Genomic DNA, 17,765 nt, shown 5'->3' with positions numbered 1-17,765 from the left:
TTGTTAACTAAAAAGACTAAAATATTCATTATTGTAATTATTGCCTTAATAGGTCTTCTTACTTTTTTGGAAGCTAGTGAACCAGAACCTATTAATTGGTTTCCTAGTTACGCTAAAACAGATAAAATTCCGCTAGGGACATTTGTCTCCTATAATATGATTAAAGAGACTTTTAATAAAAGTATATTAAAGGATATAAATCAACCTCCTTATGAGTTTTTATTAGACAATGATACGATTAGTGGGACATATTTTTTTGTAAATGGATCTATCAATTTTGATGAAGCTGAGTTAGACAGAATATTAAATTGGGTAGAGAAAGGAAATACATTATTTGTATCATCAAAATCTATTAGTGATAAACTATTAGACACTTTATCTATTAAAACAGACAACTTAGTATTCTTAGATGATATTTCTACACAACCAATGGTAGAATTAGTGAACAAAAACCTAAAAGTAGACAAACCATATCATTATGACCGTGATACATACAATCCTTATTTTAGTGAGATAGACACTACAAACACAACAGTTCTGGGACTTACTCAATTATACAATGATACATTACAAATTAAAGATCCAAAACTGAACTATATAAAGCAACCTTTTGGAGAAGGTGAAATACTGCTACACTCCTTTCCGGAAGCCTTTGGAAACTATTTTATGTTAACCGATAACAATTATGAATATACCCAAAATTTATTGAGCTATATTGACTTTAAAAAAGATATTCTTTGGGACAATCATTACAAATCAGGAAAAACATTCTATAGCTCTCCTTTGTTTTTCTTATTACAAAATAGATACTTAAAATGGGCTTATTACATCTTACTGATTGGAGTGTTACTTTTTGTGATTTTTGAAGGAAAAAGAAAACAAAGAAGTATCCCAATTATAACACCTCTTAAAAATCAGACATTAGCGTTTACTAGAACGATTAGTGCAATGTATTTTGAGAAGGAAAAGCATAAAGAAATTGTAGAAAAACAAAATCTTCTTTTCTTAGATTATGTTCATCATGATCTAAGAATACCTACAAATACTTTAGATGAAAAAACCTTGTTAGACATTTCTGCAAGAAGTAATAACGATTATGAAGATACCAAAACGTTATTTACATACTTTGAAGAACTTAGTAGAAAAAAATTGATAACAAAAGAGGAATTAATGCGACTATATAATATGATTAGCGAATTTAAAAGTAAATCATAATTAAAACGATATAAAAAAATACTCTTAAAAGAGAATAAATAAAATCATATGGAAAACGAAGAGTTACAAAATGATGCTTTAGCAAATGATGCTCAAAAAGCTGCCGAGGATACCACTCCTGTGAAAGCTTCGCAAGAGGATACTGTTTCTACAGAAGCTGCTTCAGAAAAAATCAGCTTTGAGAATCGTATTGATCTTAGCGAATTACAACAAGCAGTAGAAAAACTAAAATCTGAACTTGCTAAAGTAATTATTGGTCAACAGGATTTTATTGAATTACTAATCGTTTCTCTATTATCCAATGGTCATGTTCTTATCGAAGGAGTGCCGGGAATTGCTAAAACAGTAACTGCTAAGTTATTTGCAAAAACCTTAGAAACTAATTTTAATAGAATTCAATTTACTCCAGATTTAATGCCTAGTGATGTATTAGGAACTTCAGTACTCAATATGAAAACTAGTGATTTTGAGTTTAAGAAAGGGCCTATATTTTCTAACATGGTTTTAATTGATGAGATCAATCGTGCACCTGCAAAAACTCAAGCTGCTTTGTTCGAAGTGATGGAAGAACGTCAAGTCACTATTGATGGCATTAGATATGTTATGGAACCGCCATTTATGGTATTAGCAACACAGAATCCTATCGAACAAGAGGGAACTTATGCGCTACCTGAAGCACAATTAGATCGTTTTTTGTTTAAAATAAAAGTAGATTATCCTTCATTAGAGGAAGAAGTAAATATTCTAAAAACACATCACGAAAGAAAGACACTAAAACCATTAGAAATGGTTAATTCCGTAATGACTCCTGAAAAACTTGCAGAATACAAGAAAAAAACACAAGAGGTTATTATTGAAGAAAAGATCATAGGATATATTGCAGAAATTGTTACTAAAACCAGAACACATCCTCACCTCTATCTTGGGGGTTCGCCACGTGCTTCTATAGCTGTAATGAATGCTTCCAAGGCATTTGCCGCAATTAATGGTAGAGATTTTGTAACTCCAGAGGATATTAAAAAATCCCTGTATCCAGTTTTACGACACCGTATTATATTATCCCCAGAACGAGAAATGGAGGGAATGACTACAGAAGATGTTATTGAAATGATTATCCAATCAGTAGAAATACCTCGTTAATTGTGATCAAATTTTACAAATCCTTATATCTAAGTTCGCGAGTATTTTATATCCTCGCTATACTATCCGTGCTTTTTTTAGCATCTTATTGGTTCAATGTATTGTATCCAATAGCTTGGTTATTATTATGGGGATTAGTAGTTACCTTTTTATTTGATATTGTTATTTTATTTAACATAAAAAAAGGTATTGAAGCAAGTAGGTTGTTGCCCGAAAAATTTTCTAATAGTGATCTTAATGCAATACCTGTACGAGTTAAAAGTAACTATGCGTTTACAACATATACAGAAATAATAGATGAGATCCCTATCCAATTTCAAAAACGTGACTTTCTAAAAACTGGAGTAATACCTCCAAAATCAACTTTAGATTTTGAGTATTCGTTAAGACCGGTTAAAAGAGGTGAATATATTTTTGGTCATCTACACGTGTACACTATGACTAAAATCAATTTGGTCAAAAAAAGATATAGCTTTGATAAATCTGCTATGGTAAAGGTATACCCTTCCTTTATACAAATGAAAAAGTATGATTTTTTAGCTATTGACAACAAATTGACTCAATTTGGACTTAAAAAAATAAGACGCATTGGTCATACAATGGAGTTTGAACAGATTAAAGAATATGTAGTTGGTGATGATGTAAGAACGATCAATTGGAAAGCAACTGCAAAGCATGGAAATCTAATGATCAATCAATTTCAGGATGAAAAATCACAACCAATATATTCTATAATTGATGAGAGTCGAGTAATGAAAATGCCTTTTAAAGAGTTAAGTCTATTGGATTATGCAGTCAATAGCACATTAGCTTTTTCTAACATCGCTCTTAAAAAAAATGATAAAGTAGGAATGCTTACTTTCTCCAATTCAGTTAGCAACTTTTTACCGGCAAGTAGAAAGAAAACATATATTAATAATGTATCTGAAACCTTATACAATATTAAAACACAGTTTCTAGATTCGGATTTTGGATTATTATACACCCACGTAAAAAGACAAATCAATCATCGTAGCTTACTTTTATTCTACACCAACTTTGAACATATTTCGGCATTAAAAAGACAACTTCCTTATTTACAAGCATTAGCAAAAAAACATTTATTGGTAGTCATTTTCTTTGAAAATACCGAATTACATCAATTGATACACCAGAATGCGGAAGATATCCAAGCTATCTATGATCAAACTATTGCACAACAATTTGCATACGATAAAAAAATCATGGTAAAAGAACTACAAAGGCATGGTATCCAAACGGTTTTGACATCACCAGAAGATTTAACTGTAAACACCATTAATAAATATTTAGAGATCAAAGCTAGAGGGCTTTTATAATTACTCAATCAAACACTATTTACATTTCATCCATTAAATTCTACAATTGGGTGATATACTTTATAAGAGTATCCAAGATTTATAGACTTTTGAACCATCAAAACGAAATAATAAAAATCAAAAAACTAAACTCTTATGAAAACTCTAGTATTATTTTTAGCATTGACAGCCATACACTTTGTAACTAATGCTCAAGACACTAAAGGTATCTCAATCACAGTAACCGTACCTAATGTATCGAGCTCTGATGGTGCCGTACTTTTTGGATTATATGATGAAGCTACTTTTATGAAAGCTGCTCCGATTAAATCAACAAAAGGCGAAATAAAAAATGGTGTAGCCAAAATAACCTTTACCAACATTCCTGCTGGAGAATATGGTATCTCCTGTGTACACGATGCTAATAGCAATGAAAGAATGGATTTTGAAGAAAACGGAATGCCAAAAGAAAGTTATGGTGTATCTAATAACAATATGAGCTACGGGCCACCAATGTGGAGCGATGCAAAATTTGAAGTAGGTAACGAAGATTTAGAACTAGAAATTAGATTCTAATATCTAAATAACATATTCATCAATCAAAAAAAGGGTTTTACTTTATAATATAAGTAGAACCCTTTTATATAGTAACTACTAAATATTAATCTTCACAATTTGTTTCACTAGCATCTCTCAATGCTTCTTCCAAGTCAGCATCTTCAATAAGTGGACAATCGTCCAATGCACTCAAATATGCTATCGATGCAGCTTTTAAAGATTCACAATTTTCTACACTAGGATCATTTCCATATCGCTCTAGTGCAGCACTATAATTTTCAATTGCATTAATAGCGATACAACCTCCTGTAAGATCTTCTAAAATTTCTTCCTCTGAACAAGAAGTTAATAAAGCTCCAATACTTAATCCCAATATCACTAAAGATTTACTTACTATTTTCATTTGTTAAATTTTTAATTATTATAAGTTTTACTGTTTAGTATCATAAAATGAAAAGAGGTAAACATTTTTTTATAAAAACTTCAATAGAAAAAATAAATTTTTAGCATATCCTTAATAAGTTTTATCAATAGCTTTTCTATTTTTGTCATCCAAAATTAACAACATGACCATTACACAGCTACGATATGTATTAGCAGTTGCTGAACATCAAAACTTCACTAAAGCAGCAGAAAAAACTTTTGTTACGCAACCTACATTAAGTATGCAAATCCAGAAGTTAGAAGAAGAATTAGCGATTCTTATTTTTGATCGAAGTAAAAAACCAATCGAACTTACAGAAGTAGGAAAGAAACTAGTACAACAAGCTAGAAATATTGTTAATGAGAGTGAGCGAATTCAAGATATAGTTGATCAACAAAAAGGGTTTATTGGCGGAGAATTTAAGTTAGGAGTTATACCTACAGTAATGCCGACTTTATTACCGATGTTCTTGCATAATTTTATAAAAAAATATCCTAAAGTAAAATTAAAAATTGAAGAGCTAACAACTGAAGCTATTATGGAGCGTTTGCAAGATGGACATCTTGATGCTGCTATTGCTGCAACTCCTTTACAGAATGAAAATATAAAAGAACGTGTTTTATATTACGAACCTTTTGTTGGTTACATACCTCCTAGTCATCGATTAAATAAAAAGAATAAAATAGATATATCTGATTTAGATATAGACGACATGTTATTATTGGAAGATGGGCATTGCTTTAGAGATGGAATTGTAAACTTATGCAAAACCCAAAAGAGCTATGATGAAGATCATTTTCAGTTAGAAAGCGGAAGTTTCGAAACATTGGTTAAACTATCTAATGAAGGATTAGGAATGACATTATTACCTTACCTACATACTTTAGATATCAATGATAAGGAAAAAGGAAATCTACATTTTTTTAACGAACCTTCTCCTGCTCGAGAAGTAAGCCTTATTTTTCACAAAAGTGAGTTAAAAATGCAAATTATAGAAGCACTACATAGTACAATCGCCGGTGTAGTAAAAGGGGCAATTACTTTTCAGAATGTTCAGATTATAAGCCCTATATCAAAAATAAAAAGCGACTAAAAAGTCGCTTTTATAATTTTATGATTTTAAATAAATTAAACAAGGTTCTAACTCTGGTTTGTTTAGTGCCAAAGATTGAATCCAAAGTTTTAATTCTTCAATCTCGTGCGGTAGTAATCTGTTTAGTGCTTTAATTACTTCCTTTGTAAATAGATTTACATCAAAACTAACCTTTTTTAGTACAGTTTTGGTATAATCAAACATTGCTCTCGCCATAAATTAATAGGGGTTTAAATGTTAGGTTTAATACAAGTAATTGTAGGTTTATACTTACAGTTTTTAAAGTTGTTAGATCTAATATAGTCAAATAAAACCAAAAAACCGTCTTTTAACCCTTATTTAACTTTACTAAAAATTATTATCGCCATCCAAAAGATCTCCTAAACCACCTAAAATACTACCTTCTCCTCTACTTTTTCCTCCACCTCTTGGAGCCAATGCTAACACTCTATTTGCTAACCTACTAAAAGGTAAGGATTGTATATATACGACTCCTGGCCCTGTTAAGTTTGCAAAAAACAAGCCTTCTCCTCCAAAAATGGTGTTTTTAATACCTTTTACCATTTCTATATCATAATTAACACCTTTCGAAAAACCTATAATACAACCAGTATCTATTTTCAGTGTTTCTCCTACTTGCAATTCTTTACGAGCAGTAGTTCCGCCGGCATGTACAAACGCCATTCCGTCTCCTTCTAACTTCTGCATAATAAACCCTTCTCCTCCAAACAAACCTCTACCTAACTTTCTAGAGAACTCTATACCAACAGAAACTCCTTTAGCCGCACAAAGAAATGCATCTTTCTGACAAACGAATTTACCTCCATACTCTGTAAGATCAATAGGGATAATTTTTCCAGGATATGGCGAAGCAAAACTAACTTTCTTTTTACCTATAACTTCATTATAAAAAGCAGTCATAAAAAGACTTTCTCCAGTAAGTAAACGTTTCCCAGCACCAAAAATCTTTCCCATAAATCCTTGATCTTTCTGAGAACCATCTCCAAAAATAGTATCCATCTTAATACCATCATCCATCATCATAAAACTACCTGCCTCAGCAATTACTCCTTCTTGGGGATCTAGTTCTATTTCTACATATTGCATTTCTTCTCCATAGATAACGTAGTCAATTTCGTGTGCTGTCATATTTTATTATTTATTTTTATTGATTAATGAATAGTCTCAATATATAAGTTACAGATTACTGTAAAGTGTTACAGAATTTATTCTACAATAAATAAAAGTTAAAAAACAGAAATAGTTAAACCTGACTAGTTTTTAACTTAATCGTCCATTCAAAGTTAAACGTTGAAACCTCAACACCATCTTTATTAGTCCCTATAGATTTCATCCATACGGTCTGCCCTTCTCCGGTTTCTATTGTTTTCTGAATCGCCTCTTTAATCAAATGCCCATCACTACATATAAATGTGATTCTACCAGTAGCTTTTTTTGTAAAAGTTGCATTATTATTAGCCACTAACATAGATATTTTTTTGCCGCTTTTATGAATTTGACCAGAAACCATAGCTCCAGTACTCATTTCTGCTGCCATACCTTGCACCGCCCAAAACATGGAATTAAAAGGATTTTGATTCATCCATCTATGCTTAACACTTACAATACAGCTAGACTCAGTAATTTGTTTTACACGAACGCCACAGAGCCATGCAGAAGGTAACTTAAACATTGTAAAGGTGTTAATCTTTCTGGGAGTAATATTCATAATAAAGTATTTAGTTGGTCTAAAGTATTGAAAAAGAATGGACATACAAAACAAGTCTAAATCATAAATTTATGTTAAAATATGGTACTATGTTTTGCATAATACCTTCTTTTAACCATATATTTGTATAAGAAACTATTATATACTTTTAAAAATGTCAAATAACAACCACAAAAATATCGCAACATTTATGCACTTAGGAGTATTTACAAAATACTTCATTCCATTCGGGAATTTTATAGTTCCCATTTTATTATGGACTACTAATAAGGATAAATCAGAGTTTATAGACAACCACGGTAAGGAAGCTATCAATTTCCAATTAAGCGTGTTACTCTATACAATAATACTAGGAATGATATCTGTTCCATTTTTTATGTTTAATATACTTGGAGATGCATCATTGTTTGATGTTTTTAATCACAATGGATTAGATATTAACTTTTCTAGCGATGGAGGATTTAGAACATTAATAGGTGCTTCTTTTGTTGGAGTCATTGCTTTAATTGGTTTCTTTTTAGAAATCATTTTTATCATCTCCGCAGCAATAAAAGGAAATAAAGGAGAACGATATAAGTATCCATTAACAATACGCTTTATAAAGTAATTTAGAATGAACTCATCAATCAATATAAAATACGTTCTAATTACTGCTATAGCTGTGGTATCATCCTTCTTTTTTCACGAGTTAGCTCACTTCATCACTGGGAAACTCTTAGGATACGAAATGGGAATGACACTTAACTCTGCATTCTTATTAGAAGGAGAATACCGATCAGCTTGGCATCAGCAATTGGTTAGTGCCGCTGGACCTTTGTTTACAATCCTTCAGGCATTCGTAATCTTTTATTTCATAAAAAAAACGAATAATAGATATTGGTATCCTTTTTTATTCTTTGCTTTTTACTCTAGAGTACTAGCAATGATTATATCAATTTTTAACCCTAATGATGAAGCTCGTATTAGTGCTTGGCTAGGACTTGGATATTGGATGCTACCATTATTAGTAAGTTTTACATTATTAATTTTATTAATTAAAACATCAAAAGAACAGAGATACAATTTAAAATTTAACTTAATCAATTATCTTTTATCCACAGTTTTTATTGCTGGAGTTGTATTCTCAGATCAATATATATTTAAATAACATCATCAATCAATCAATCAATCAAAAAATGAACAGTTTAATTTTTTAAAAACCAGTTTTATGAAGATCGAAAACACAAAAGCGCAAATGCGCAAAGGTGTTCTGGAATATTGCATACTTTCAATTCTTAGGGATGACGACGCTTATGTAGCAGAGATTTTAGGGACCCTTAAAGACGCAAAGATGCTAGTTGTAGAAGGCACAATATACCCCTTACTAACTAGACTTAAGAATGCAGGATTACTCAGTTATCGCTGGGAAGAATCGACATCAGGACCACCACGTAAATATTATGGACTTACAGAAACGGGAAAACTTTTTCTGAAAGAATTAAATACCACTTGGGACGAATTACAAAATGCAGTAACCATTGTTACTAAACAAAAAAAGAAACAACAATGAACAAAACAGTCAATATAAATTTAGCAGGCATATTTTTTCACATAGATGAAGACGCTTATTTAAAGCTGCAGCGCTATATTCAGGCGATAAAACGTTCATTTACCGACTCTCAAGGTAGAGATGAAATTATCGCTGATATCGAAGCCAGAATAGCAGAGCTTTTCAGTGAAAAAATAAAAGATGAAAGACAAGTAATAGGCACTAAAGAAGTCGAAGAAGTAATCGAAGTTATGGGGCAACCCGAAGATTATAGATTGGATGAAGAGATTTTTGAAGATGAACCAAAATCATCATATCAAAGAACCACAAAATCTAAACAACTATTTAGAGATACTTCTAACTCATATGTAGGAGGTGTAAGTTCTGGTTTAAGTCATTACCTAGGTATAGACCCTATTTGGTTAAGAATAGCATGGATTCTTTTTACAGTATTCTCAAGTGGAGCATTCATTCTTATATATATCGCATTTTGGATTTTTGTACCAGAAGCAAAGAGTACAGCAGATTATCTAGCGATGAAAGGTGAAGCTGTAAATATCAGTAATATCGAAAAAAAAATCAAGGAAGGATTTAATGATGTAGCAGACAAAGTAAAAGATGTAGATTATCAAAAATATAGTAATAAAGTAAAAAATGGTTCTACTAGTTTCTTTGATGCACTTGGAGATGTATTATTAGTACTACTGAAAATATTTGTGAAATTTATAGGTGTACTACTTATAATAGTTGCAGGTGTTACCTTAATAAGCCTTTTTATTAGCTTATTCACGGTTGGTACTTTTGGGTTTATAGAAACACCATTTACTGAATATATTGATGTAGTTAATCATCCTAATATTCCTTTATGGCTAGTATCATTACTTACATTATTTGCTGTAGGTATTCCATTTTTCTTTTTATTCATTCTTGGGTTAAAAATTGTAATCAATAATTTAAAATCAATTGGTACACCAGCTAAATTAGCTCTATTAGCTTTTTGGATCTTATCTGTAATAGGATTAACTGTAGTAGGTATTCGTCAAGCAACTCAAGAAGCTTACGATGCAGAAGTAATTGAAGATTCGAGAAACTTAAACTTACAACCAAGTGATACACTAACTATAAAAATGGTTGGAAATAATAGATATGTAAGAGGTTTATATCATAGAAATGATTTTAAAATAAAAAGAGATGAAAATGATAATAAGGTAATTGTAATTCAGGATGTAGAAGTTTTCATTAAAGAAAATAGAGAAGATTCAATTCCTAAATTGATTATTAGAAAAAATGCAGAAGGAAGTAGTTATGATGAAGCAAAAGAAAGAGCAGCTGCAATCAAGTATAATTATGATATTAAAGGAAATACACTATTAATAGATGGATACGCAATCACGGATTATACAAACAAGTATAATGATCAAGAAGTTGAAATTATAATTTCTATACCTAAAGGAATGACAGTATATGCTGATAATAATACTTCAGGTTTTAATAACTCTTGGAAATATAATGATTACCTAACTATCGATGGTAAAGAAGGAAAATATCTAAAATTAATAGATGGACAACTTACTTGTCAGGATTGCCCAAAAGATCAATGGGAATATAATGAATGGGAAGACGATGATAATGATTCTGATAATGGAGTGAAAATTAATATCAATTCAGATGATGATAATGCGAATCTTAAAATTGACGAGGATGGAGTACAAATCAAAAGCGAAGAAGTAGATATAAAAATTGACGAGAACGGAATAAAAATCAAAACCGATAATTAATAACAATCAAAAAACGAACAGTTTAATAAATTAAATCACTCAGATTATGACAACACTAGCTAAAATAATTGTAACCTTATGTCTCACTGCACTATGTTGTTCTTGCAACATTGCCTTTGATGGAATTCGAGGTCAAGGAGAAGTAATTAAAAAAGAAAAAACTATTAATGAAAACTTTGACACTATTAAATCAAGTCGCGGTTTAGATGTAGTTTTAACTAATAAAAAAGATCGAAAAGTAATCATCGAAGCCAACGAAAACTTACATCAGCATATAGAAGTATATGTAGAAGGAGAAACTTTATACATAACTTCTGATAAAAATATTTATCAAGCAGATGAAAAAACGGTATACGTATCCTATGATAAATTAGGAAAAATATCAGCTACGAGTGGCTCTAGAGTAACATCTCAAGGAGCAGTTGTACAAAAAGATCTTGCAATTAGTGCAACTAGTGGAGCAGATATTGAACTCAAGGTGAAAGCAGAAACACTTACTACATCAGTAACTAGTGGAGCTATGATGGATTTATCTGGTAAAGTAAATAATCATACTGCAAGTGCAACAAGTGGAGCAGATATTAGAGCTAATGAGTTATTAAGTTTAGTGTCAGAAGCAAAAGCAACTAGTGGAGCTATGATTAGAATCCATGCTAAAGATCAATTTACCGGAAAAGCCACTAGCGGCGCAAATATCAATTATTATGGAGAACCTGGAAAAGTTGACGAAGTTGAAAATTCTGGAGGAAATGTAAAAAGAAACTAAATATATAAACAACCACCTAACCAATAAATTCAACCACCAACCACCACCAACCAACCAAAAATAGAACCACCTGAAAAGCTTCCATTGTTGACAGACAAGTTATTTAGATATTTATGCTTTTTGGGTGGTTTTCCTTTTTCATCATTTTAAAAATCAAAAAAAATGATCGCACAAAAAATAATTCAAAACAAACTACCTTTCATTGTTCTTGTTACATTTCTAGTTGGGCTTCATATCTTTTGGGAACATTATAATGGTGGAGTAACTACACATCATCTATTAGCACGAGAAGATTTACCCGGAATATCCAATTGGTGGGGATTACTATCAATTCCTTTATTGAGCTGGATTTTAATTTCCTTAAGTAAATGGTTACATAATAAAAACCCAACCACCTACGGCCTATCACAAATCACCAAGGGTTTTATTGGAGGATTGGTTTTCGGTATCCTAATATCGTTATTATGGGAGTTTAGATTAGAAAACATTTTACAATATGCCATTTGGTCACCAATAATTCTAGCTTTCTTCATTAGAATATATCTTCCAGGAAACTTACTTGGTTTCATATTGGGACTCACCTATACTTTCGGTGGAATCTTACCAATAGCTATTGGTCTAGTTCTCATAACAGTATCATTTCTGGTTTGGACCATTTTCAGAAAAGGAATTCCGTTTGTATTCCAAAAAATCAATCAAAAAAATTAATTAATCAAAAAACGAATTATCATGTTAAAAACAGTTTTAAGCAAAACCTATATATTCCTATTTATAGCGTTAACACCCTCACTCTTACTAGCTCAAAATAATTCTTCACTCGAAAAAACAATTCTTGAACTGGATAAAAAATTCTGGAAATCATATAACACATGTGATATTACTACATTTAAAACTTTTTTTGTAGAAGATTTTGAATTTTATCATGATAAAGGAGGATTAACTTCTGGACTTACCAAAATGATGTCCAGCGTAGAAAATGGATTATGCAATCCAGAAAATCCAAGAGTCCGTAGAGAGGTTGTAGAAGGTAGTGTAGAAGTATTTCCACTTAATAATTACGGGGCTATTATTACCGGAGAGCACGTTTTTTATGTATTAGAAAAAGGTAAAGAAGAAAGGCTGGCCGAAATAGCTAAGTTCACTCACGTTTGGCAACATAAAAGCGATCAATGGAAAATGACTAGAGTTCTTAGTTACGACCACCAACCTGCTCCGCAGAACACAGACAAAAAAGAAATCTCCGTAACTAAAGAAGTTTTAAATCAATACATAGGAACCTATCAAGCACCTCAAACCGGAACAGTCGTTATTACTATAAAAGATCAAACTTTAGAAATTAACGCAGGCAAAATGCACGCGATAGTATATCCACAAACAAAAACATTGTTCTTCCATAAACAAAGTCCATTAACTTTTGAATTCATAAAAAACACCAATGGAGTAGTATCTAAAATGATCGTTCGAGAAAATGGCCAGATTGTAGAAGAAGCTAAAAAAACAAAATAACGTAAAGAATATCATTTCTTACTTAACCCATTTTTGCGCTTCGCGGAGAAAAATAGCCTCTAATCTAAAAGAGGCTATTTTTTTGGTACGTGTTTTGAAATATAGTTCAAAACAATATTATATTTAATATATAATAGTGAGTTAAAGATTACATTTTTTAACTCATTATTATACTGAAACAAAAAAAACACAGTTTAAAATAAAAACTTTCATACTATGAGAACATTAGTGCTTTCTATATTATGTATAGCCGTTTTAAGTAACGTAAATGCACAAAAAGAAAAAATAAAAGGGAATAAGATTGTAGTTACAGAACAAAAGCCTGTGGATGCATTTCACACAATACAACTCTACGATAATTTTGAGGTAACATTACAAGAGGATAGTGATAATATAATATCTATTGAAGCAGATAGTAACTTACAAGAAATAATTAATATAAGTGTACAAGACAGTACTTTAATTATTAGATCCGATAAAAGGATAAAGCGTTCAAAAGCACTTAATATTAAAATAAATTATGCGCAAGATTTACAGAAAATAGTTTCTTATGATAAAATAAACCTTAAATCAAAATCACTTATAAAAACTCCCATTATAAGAATAGAAAGTAATGATAATTCTGATATATTTTTAAGTATTGAAGCTGATAAAACAACCAGTGTTACAAATGGTAAATCTAATGTTGATTTACACATTAATGCTAATGAAGCTTTCTATCAAATAAATGATGATTCTGAACTTAAAGGTATTGCAGATGCGGATAGCTTAAAAATTGATTTATATCAGAAAGGGTATGCAAAGCTAGAGGGAAAAACAACATCAATGCTTATAAGAGCTGATGGAAATACCGATTTTTATGGTGAAAAATTGACTGCAGAAAAAACTTCAATTATTGCGGAGGGCTCTAGTGATTGTTATGTGGTAGCTAATGAAGAAATTACTATTGAAGCCAAAGATGATACTGAAATATATCTTCTTGGAGAACCAAAAATTAATATGACTTTATTTGCCAATGAAGCCACATTATACAAGAAAAAAATAGATTACAGTCCAGGTTTACTTAAACTGAAATAGAAAAAATAAGCCTGATATGTTCTAAAACATATCAGGCTTATTTTTAGAATTATTTATGCATTTTTTATGCAGAAACTTCTTCGCTTGTTTCTATAGTAGCAAGATACCTTTCTGCATCTAATGCTGCCATACAACCAGTCCCCGCAGCAGTAACTGCTTGTCTGTACTCCTTATCTTGAACATCACCTGATGCAAATACGCCAGGGATATTAGTTTTTGTAGACTTACCTTCTGTAATAATATATCCGGTTTCATCCATATCAATCTGGTCTTTAAAAATATCAGTGTTTGGCTTATGACCGATAGCTATGAAAAGTCCTGTTATTGAAATTTCAGATTTATCTCCAGTTTGATTATTTACCATACGTAAACCCTCTACTACTTGATCTCCTAAAACCTCATCAACTTCTGTATTATAAAGTACTTTTAAATTTGGTGTATTATTTACACGATGCTGCATCGCTTTAGAAGCTCTCATATAATCTTTACGAACTAACATCGTTACGCTAGAACATATATTAGACAAATAAGTAGCCTCTTCTGCAGCAGTATCACCAGCACCTACAATAGCAACATCCTGACCTTTATAAAAGAATCCATCACAAACTGCACAGGCAGAAACTCCTCCCCCACGTAATTTTTGCTCACTAGGTAATCCTAAGTATTTTGCTGTAGCACCCGTAGAAATAATAACTGCTTCAGCTTCTATTTCTTTAGTGTTATCAACAGTAACCTTATGAATTCCTCCAGCTTCTTTACTAAAAACAACAGAAGTAACCATTCCTATTCGAACTTCGGTTCCAAAACGTTCAGCCTGCTGTTGTAATTGTACCATCATTGTAGGACCATCAATTCCCTCAGGATATCCCGGAAAATTATCTACTTCTGTAGTAGTAGTCAACTGCCCTCCTGGTTCCATACCAGTATACATAATAGGTTTTAGATCTGCTCTAGCTGCATATATCGCCGCAGTATAACCTGCCGGTCCCGAACCTATGATAAGGCATTTTATTCTTTCTATAGTATCTGACATAATCTTTTCTATTCTATTTAACTGATGTAAAAGTAGCAATTTGATGATAAACCTTACATTAAAGTTATTAAGAATTGTTATGCACATATAGATATCCTAAATAAATATCAAAAACATCAATCTAGAAATAATAATTTCAATTAGATATCCTAAATTTATTCCAAAATAAAGAGAATGACACTTTTCGATACTTTGGATATTTTAGGAACTATAGCTTTTGCCATTTCTGGAGCTTTAAGTGCTATGAATAGAAAATTCGACCTGTTTGGAATCTTTATTATCGCTTTTGTTACAGCTATTGGAGGTGGAACTCTAAGAGATATACTAATAGGTGCAACACCTGTTTCATGGATGCAAAACACCGTAAACATGTATTTAATTGGAGGAGTAACCATGCTCTCCATTATATTTAGAAATAAATTAGATTACCTAAAAAAGTCCCTTTTCTTATTTGATACTATAGGATTAGGTATTTTTACAATAATAGGAGTAGAAACGGGAATACAAACTGATTTAGCCCCTATCGTTTCAATAGCTTTGGGAGCGATGACAGGTTGTTTTGGAGGTGTTATTAGAGATATCCTATGTAATGAAGTACCAGTGATTTTTAGAAAAGAAATATATGCAACTGCCTCCATTGCAGGAGGAATATGTTTTATGATTTTACACACTTTAAATACTCCGATTAATATTATTTATATTATTACTACTCTATTAATTATTAGTATTCGACTTATAGTGGTAAAATATCAAGTGACATTACCAATGTTTTCTGTAAAAAATTAATTTCATTATAAATGAAGACACATTTTGATCTAGATGATATAGAATTTAAAACATCATTTGAAAATGGAACTTTGGATCCTTCTTTATTCAATCATGAAGCTCATTTAAGATTAGCCTGGATACATATCAAATTAAGCGGAGATGATATAGCTTGTGAAACAATAACTAATCAAATCTTATCGTATGTAACTAAACTAAATGCAATAGATAAGTTTAATAAAACATTGACCATCGCAGCAGTTAAAATTGTAAATTACTATATACAAAAATCTAAATCGAATAATTTTAAGGAATTTATTGCAGAATTTCCTGGTTTAAAAAACAACTTTAAAGGATTGGTAGATACTCATTATAGTATTGATATCTTTAATTCTGAAGAAGCAAAGACGAATTATTTAGCACCTGATTTAATACCTTTTTTATAATTATTCACAAATCTTATTGATTCTATTTTAGTGTAGGTTCTTTTAAAACATTAACGCACGTTTTATCGGATAGCTATTGAATCTTAAAATTTATCTAATCTCCTGTTATTTTCCTTGGAAATCGACTCTTTTTAGGCTATGTTCGTAGCTTCAGAAAAGAAATTACACAATGATTATCGAACCAAGAACTCGCGGTTTTATCTGCCTAACAGCACACCCTAAAGGATGTGAACAAAACGTTATAAATCAAATCAATTATATAAAATCTAAAGGATCTATCAATGGTCCAAAAAATGTACTAGTTATTGGTGCGTCGACTGGATTTGGTCTTGCTTCCAGAATTACTAGTGCTTTTGGTTCTAATGCTTCAACAATTGGAGTGTTTTTAGAAAAACCTCCTAAACCTAGCAGACCTGCATCACCTGGATGGTATAACACCGCTGCTTTTGAAAAAGAAGCACAAGAAGCTGGTTTGTATGCTAAAAGTATCAATGGAGATGCTTTTTCTAACGAGATCAAAGAGCAAACTATAGAACTTATAAAAAAAGATCTTGGACAAATTGATTTAGTTATTTATAGCTTGGCTTCTCCAGTACGAGTGCATCCTGAAACAGGAGTAAAACATAAATCTTCTTTAAAACCTATTGGAGGTTCATATACAAACAAAACTGTAGATTTCCATACCGGAGACATCTCACAGATTTCTATTGAGCCTGCCACAGAAGAAGATATAGAAAATACAGTTACCGTGATGGGTGGTGAAGATTGGAAATTTTGGATTGATGCTTTGCAAAAAGAGAATTTGTTGTCTCCAGAAGCTAAGACAGTTGCATATTCATATATTGGCCCAAAATTAACAGAACCTGTATACCGAAAAGGAACTATTGGTCGTGCTAAAGATGATCTAGAGGCTACTGCATTTGATATTACTAAATCGCTGAGCGCAATTAATGGAAATGCTTATGTTTCTGTAAATAAAGCCCTAGTGACTCAAGCTAGTTCAGCTATTCCTGTTATTCCATTATATATTTCATTATTATATAAGATAATGAAAGAAAATAATGTTCACGAAGGTTGTATTGAGCAAATGCAAAGATTGTTTGCGGATAGATTATATAACAACCAGGAAATTAAAACTGATGACAAAGGAAGAATACGTGTTGATGACTGGGAAATGCGTGAAGATATCCAAGCAAAGATAAAAGAATTATGGGATAGTGCTACCACTGAAACCCTAGGTACTATTGGTGATTTAGAAGGGTACAGCAACGATTTCTTTAACTTATTTGGGTTTAAAGTAGATGGAATCGATTATACCCAGGAAGTAAATGAAGTAGTTGAAATTCCAGGATTACAATCTTAATTCAATTTTATTTTTAATAAAACAATGA

21 protein-coding genes are annotated in these 17,765 nt (G+C 31.3%); 16 read left to right on the top strand and 5 right to left on the bottom strand.

The window, feature by feature from the left end; genetic code table 11:
• The 4 genes from BMY33_RS11570 (at position 1) to BMY33_RS11555 (ending at position 4,247) form a co-directional block, all read left to right on the top strand.
• Entirely contained in the window at positions 1 to 1,215 is a 1,215-nt protein-coding gene (locus tag BMY33_RS11570; RefSeq protein ID WP_091408525.1) for a DUF4350 domain-containing protein, read from the top strand.
• A 48-nt stretch (positions 1,216 to 1,263) separates the two neighbouring features.
• Positions 1,264 to 2,355: an AAA family ATPase gene (locus BMY33_RS11565; RefSeq protein ID WP_091408522.1), complete on the top strand. Its 1,092-nt coding sequence runs from the start codon at positions 1,264 to 1,266 to the stop codon at positions 2,353 to 2,355.
• A gap of 5 nt (positions 2,356 to 2,360) precedes the next feature.
• Positions 2,361 to 3,692, top strand: coding sequence for a DUF58 domain-containing protein (locus BMY33_RS11560; RefSeq protein ID WP_091409455.1), 1,332 nt, complete (start codon positions 2,361 to 2,363; stop codon positions 3,690 to 3,692).
• Between the two features lie 135 nt (positions 3,693 to 3,827).
• Positions 3,828 to 4,247 (top strand): DUF2141 domain-containing protein, encoded by a 420-nt coding sequence (locus BMY33_RS11555; protein WP_091408520.1) that lies wholly within the window; start codon positions 3,828 to 3,830, stop codon positions 4,245 to 4,247.
• Between the two features lie 85 nt (positions 4,248 to 4,332).
• Here BMY33_RS11555 and BMY33_RS11550 read toward each other — a convergent pair whose 3' ends face one another.
• The gene (locus tag BMY33_RS11550; RefSeq protein ID WP_091408518.1) at positions 4,333 to 4,632 is read right to left on the bottom strand and encodes a hypothetical protein; all 300 of its coding nucleotides are present in this window, start codon (positions 4,630 to 4,632) and stop codon (positions 4,333 to 4,335) included.
• A 163-nt stretch (positions 4,633 to 4,795) separates the two neighbouring features.
• Here BMY33_RS11550 and BMY33_RS11545 point away from each other — a divergent pair, with 163 nt between their 5' ends.
• Positions 4,796 to 5,746: a LysR family transcriptional regulator gene (locus BMY33_RS11545; RefSeq protein ID WP_091408515.1), complete on the top strand. Its 951-nt coding sequence runs from the start codon at positions 4,796 to 4,798 to the stop codon at positions 5,744 to 5,746.
• An 18-nt stretch (positions 5,747 to 5,764) separates the two neighbouring features.
• Here BMY33_RS11545 and BMY33_RS11540 read toward each other — a convergent pair whose 3' ends face one another.
• The 3 genes from BMY33_RS11540 to BMY33_RS11530 all read right to left on the bottom strand — a co-directional run bounded on the left by BMY33_RS11540 (position 5,765) and on the right by BMY33_RS11530 (position 7,475).
• Positions 5,765 to 5,962, bottom strand: a complete 198-nt coding sequence (locus tag BMY33_RS11540) for a hypothetical protein (RefSeq protein WP_027392192.1) — start codon at positions 5,960 to 5,962, stop codon at positions 5,765 to 5,767.
• Positions 5,963 to 6,094: 132 nt separating this feature from the next.
• A complete protein-coding gene (locus BMY33_RS11535; RefSeq protein WP_091408513.1) occupies positions 6,095 to 6,895 on the bottom strand; it encodes a TIGR00266 family protein in 801 nt (266 codons plus the stop codon).
• 115 nt (positions 6,896 to 7,010) lie between these two features.
• Positions 7,011 to 7,475 (bottom strand): DUF4442 domain-containing protein, encoded by a 465-nt coding sequence (locus BMY33_RS11530; RefSeq protein ID WP_091409454.1) that lies wholly within the window; start codon positions 7,473 to 7,475, stop codon positions 7,011 to 7,013.
• 154 nt (positions 7,476 to 7,629) lie between these two features.
• Between BMY33_RS11530 and BMY33_RS11525 the strand changes: the two genes are divergently transcribed.
• The 8 genes from BMY33_RS11525 to BMY33_RS11490 all read left to right on the top strand — a co-directional run bounded on the left by BMY33_RS11525 (position 7,630) and on the right by BMY33_RS11490 (position 14,130).
• The gene (locus BMY33_RS11525; protein ID WP_091408511.1) at positions 7,630 to 8,082 is read left to right on the top strand and encodes a DUF4870 domain-containing protein; all 453 of its coding nucleotides are present in this window, start codon (positions 7,630 to 7,632) and stop codon (positions 8,080 to 8,082) included.
• Positions 8,083 to 8,088: 6 nt separating this feature from the next.
• Positions 8,089 to 8,622: a zinc metalloprotease gene (locus tag BMY33_RS11520; RefSeq protein WP_139195640.1), complete on the top strand. Its 534-nt coding sequence runs from the start codon at positions 8,089 to 8,091 to the stop codon at positions 8,620 to 8,622.
• A 60-nt stretch (positions 8,623 to 8,682) separates the two neighbouring features.
• The gene (locus BMY33_RS11515) at positions 8,683 to 9,024 is read left to right on the top strand and encodes a PadR family transcriptional regulator (RefSeq protein ID WP_091408506.1); all 342 of its coding nucleotides are present in this window, start codon (positions 8,683 to 8,685) and stop codon (positions 9,022 to 9,024) included.
• On the top strand, positions 9,021 to 10,781 hold the full coding sequence (locus BMY33_RS11510) for a PspC domain-containing protein (RefSeq protein WP_091408504.1): 1,761 nt from the start codon (positions 9,021 to 9,023) through the stop codon (positions 10,779 to 10,781). Before BMY33_RS11515 ends, BMY33_RS11510 begins: the two co-directional genes overlap by 4 nt.
• A gap of 46 nt (positions 10,782 to 10,827) precedes the next feature.
• The gene (locus BMY33_RS11505) at positions 10,828 to 11,547 is read left to right on the top strand and encodes a head GIN domain-containing protein (RefSeq protein WP_091408501.1); all 720 of its coding nucleotides are present in this window, start codon (positions 10,828 to 10,830) and stop codon (positions 11,545 to 11,547) included.
• A 162-nt stretch (positions 11,548 to 11,709) separates the two neighbouring features.
• Positions 11,710 to 12,255 (top strand): hypothetical protein, encoded by a 546-nt coding sequence (locus tag BMY33_RS11500; protein ID WP_091408500.1) that lies wholly within the window; start codon positions 11,710 to 11,712, stop codon positions 12,253 to 12,255.
• Positions 12,256 to 12,276: 21 nt separating this feature from the next.
• Positions 12,277 to 13,053, top strand: coding sequence for a nuclear transport factor 2 family protein (locus tag BMY33_RS11495; RefSeq protein ID WP_091408497.1), 777 nt, complete (start codon positions 12,277 to 12,279; stop codon positions 13,051 to 13,053).
• Between the two features lie 216 nt (positions 13,054 to 13,269).
• Positions 13,270 to 14,130 carry a GIN domain-containing protein gene (locus tag BMY33_RS11490; protein WP_091408495.1) on the top strand — a complete coding sequence of 287 codons (861 nt, stop codon included), beginning with the start codon at positions 13,270 to 13,272 and terminating at the stop codon, positions 14,128 to 14,130.
• Between the two features lie 64 nt (positions 14,131 to 14,194).
• Here the strand turns inward: BMY33_RS11490 and trxB are convergent, their stop codons facing one another.
• Entirely contained in the window at positions 14,195 to 15,163 is a 969-nt protein-coding gene (gene trxB, locus BMY33_RS11485) for a thioredoxin-disulfide reductase (RefSeq protein ID WP_091408493.1), read from the bottom strand.
• A 174-nt stretch (positions 15,164 to 15,337) separates the two neighbouring features.
• On the opposite strand from trxB, the gene BMY33_RS11480 reads away from it, so the two are divergent.
• From BMY33_RS11480 to fabV, 3 genes are all read left to right on the top strand, one after another.
• Positions 15,338 to 15,949 carry a trimeric intracellular cation channel family protein gene (locus BMY33_RS11480; RefSeq protein WP_091408491.1) on the top strand — a complete coding sequence of 204 codons (612 nt, stop codon included), beginning with the start codon at positions 15,338 to 15,340 and terminating at the stop codon, positions 15,947 to 15,949.
• 11 nt (positions 15,950 to 15,960) lie between these two features.
• Positions 15,961 to 16,374: a hypothetical protein gene (locus tag BMY33_RS11475; RefSeq protein ID WP_091408488.1), complete on the top strand. Its 414-nt coding sequence runs from the start codon at positions 15,961 to 15,963 to the stop codon at positions 16,372 to 16,374.
• Positions 16,375 to 16,543: 169 nt separating this feature from the next.
• On the top strand, positions 16,544 to 17,737 hold the full coding sequence (gene fabV, locus BMY33_RS11470) for an enoyl-ACP reductase FabV (protein ID WP_091408487.1): 1,194 nt from the start codon (positions 16,544 to 16,546) through the stop codon (positions 17,735 to 17,737).
• Positions 17,738 to 17,765: the final 28 nt, after the last annotated feature.

The sequence above is a fragment of the Aquimarina amphilecti genome, from assembly GCF_900109375.1.
GTDB classification, from domain to species: Bacteria; Bacteroidota; Bacteroidia; order Flavobacteriales; family Flavobacteriaceae; genus Aquimarina; species Aquimarina amphilecti.
The sequence above is the reverse complement of the archived record's forward strand: the minus strand, read 5'-3'. Positions and strand labels throughout refer to the sequence as shown.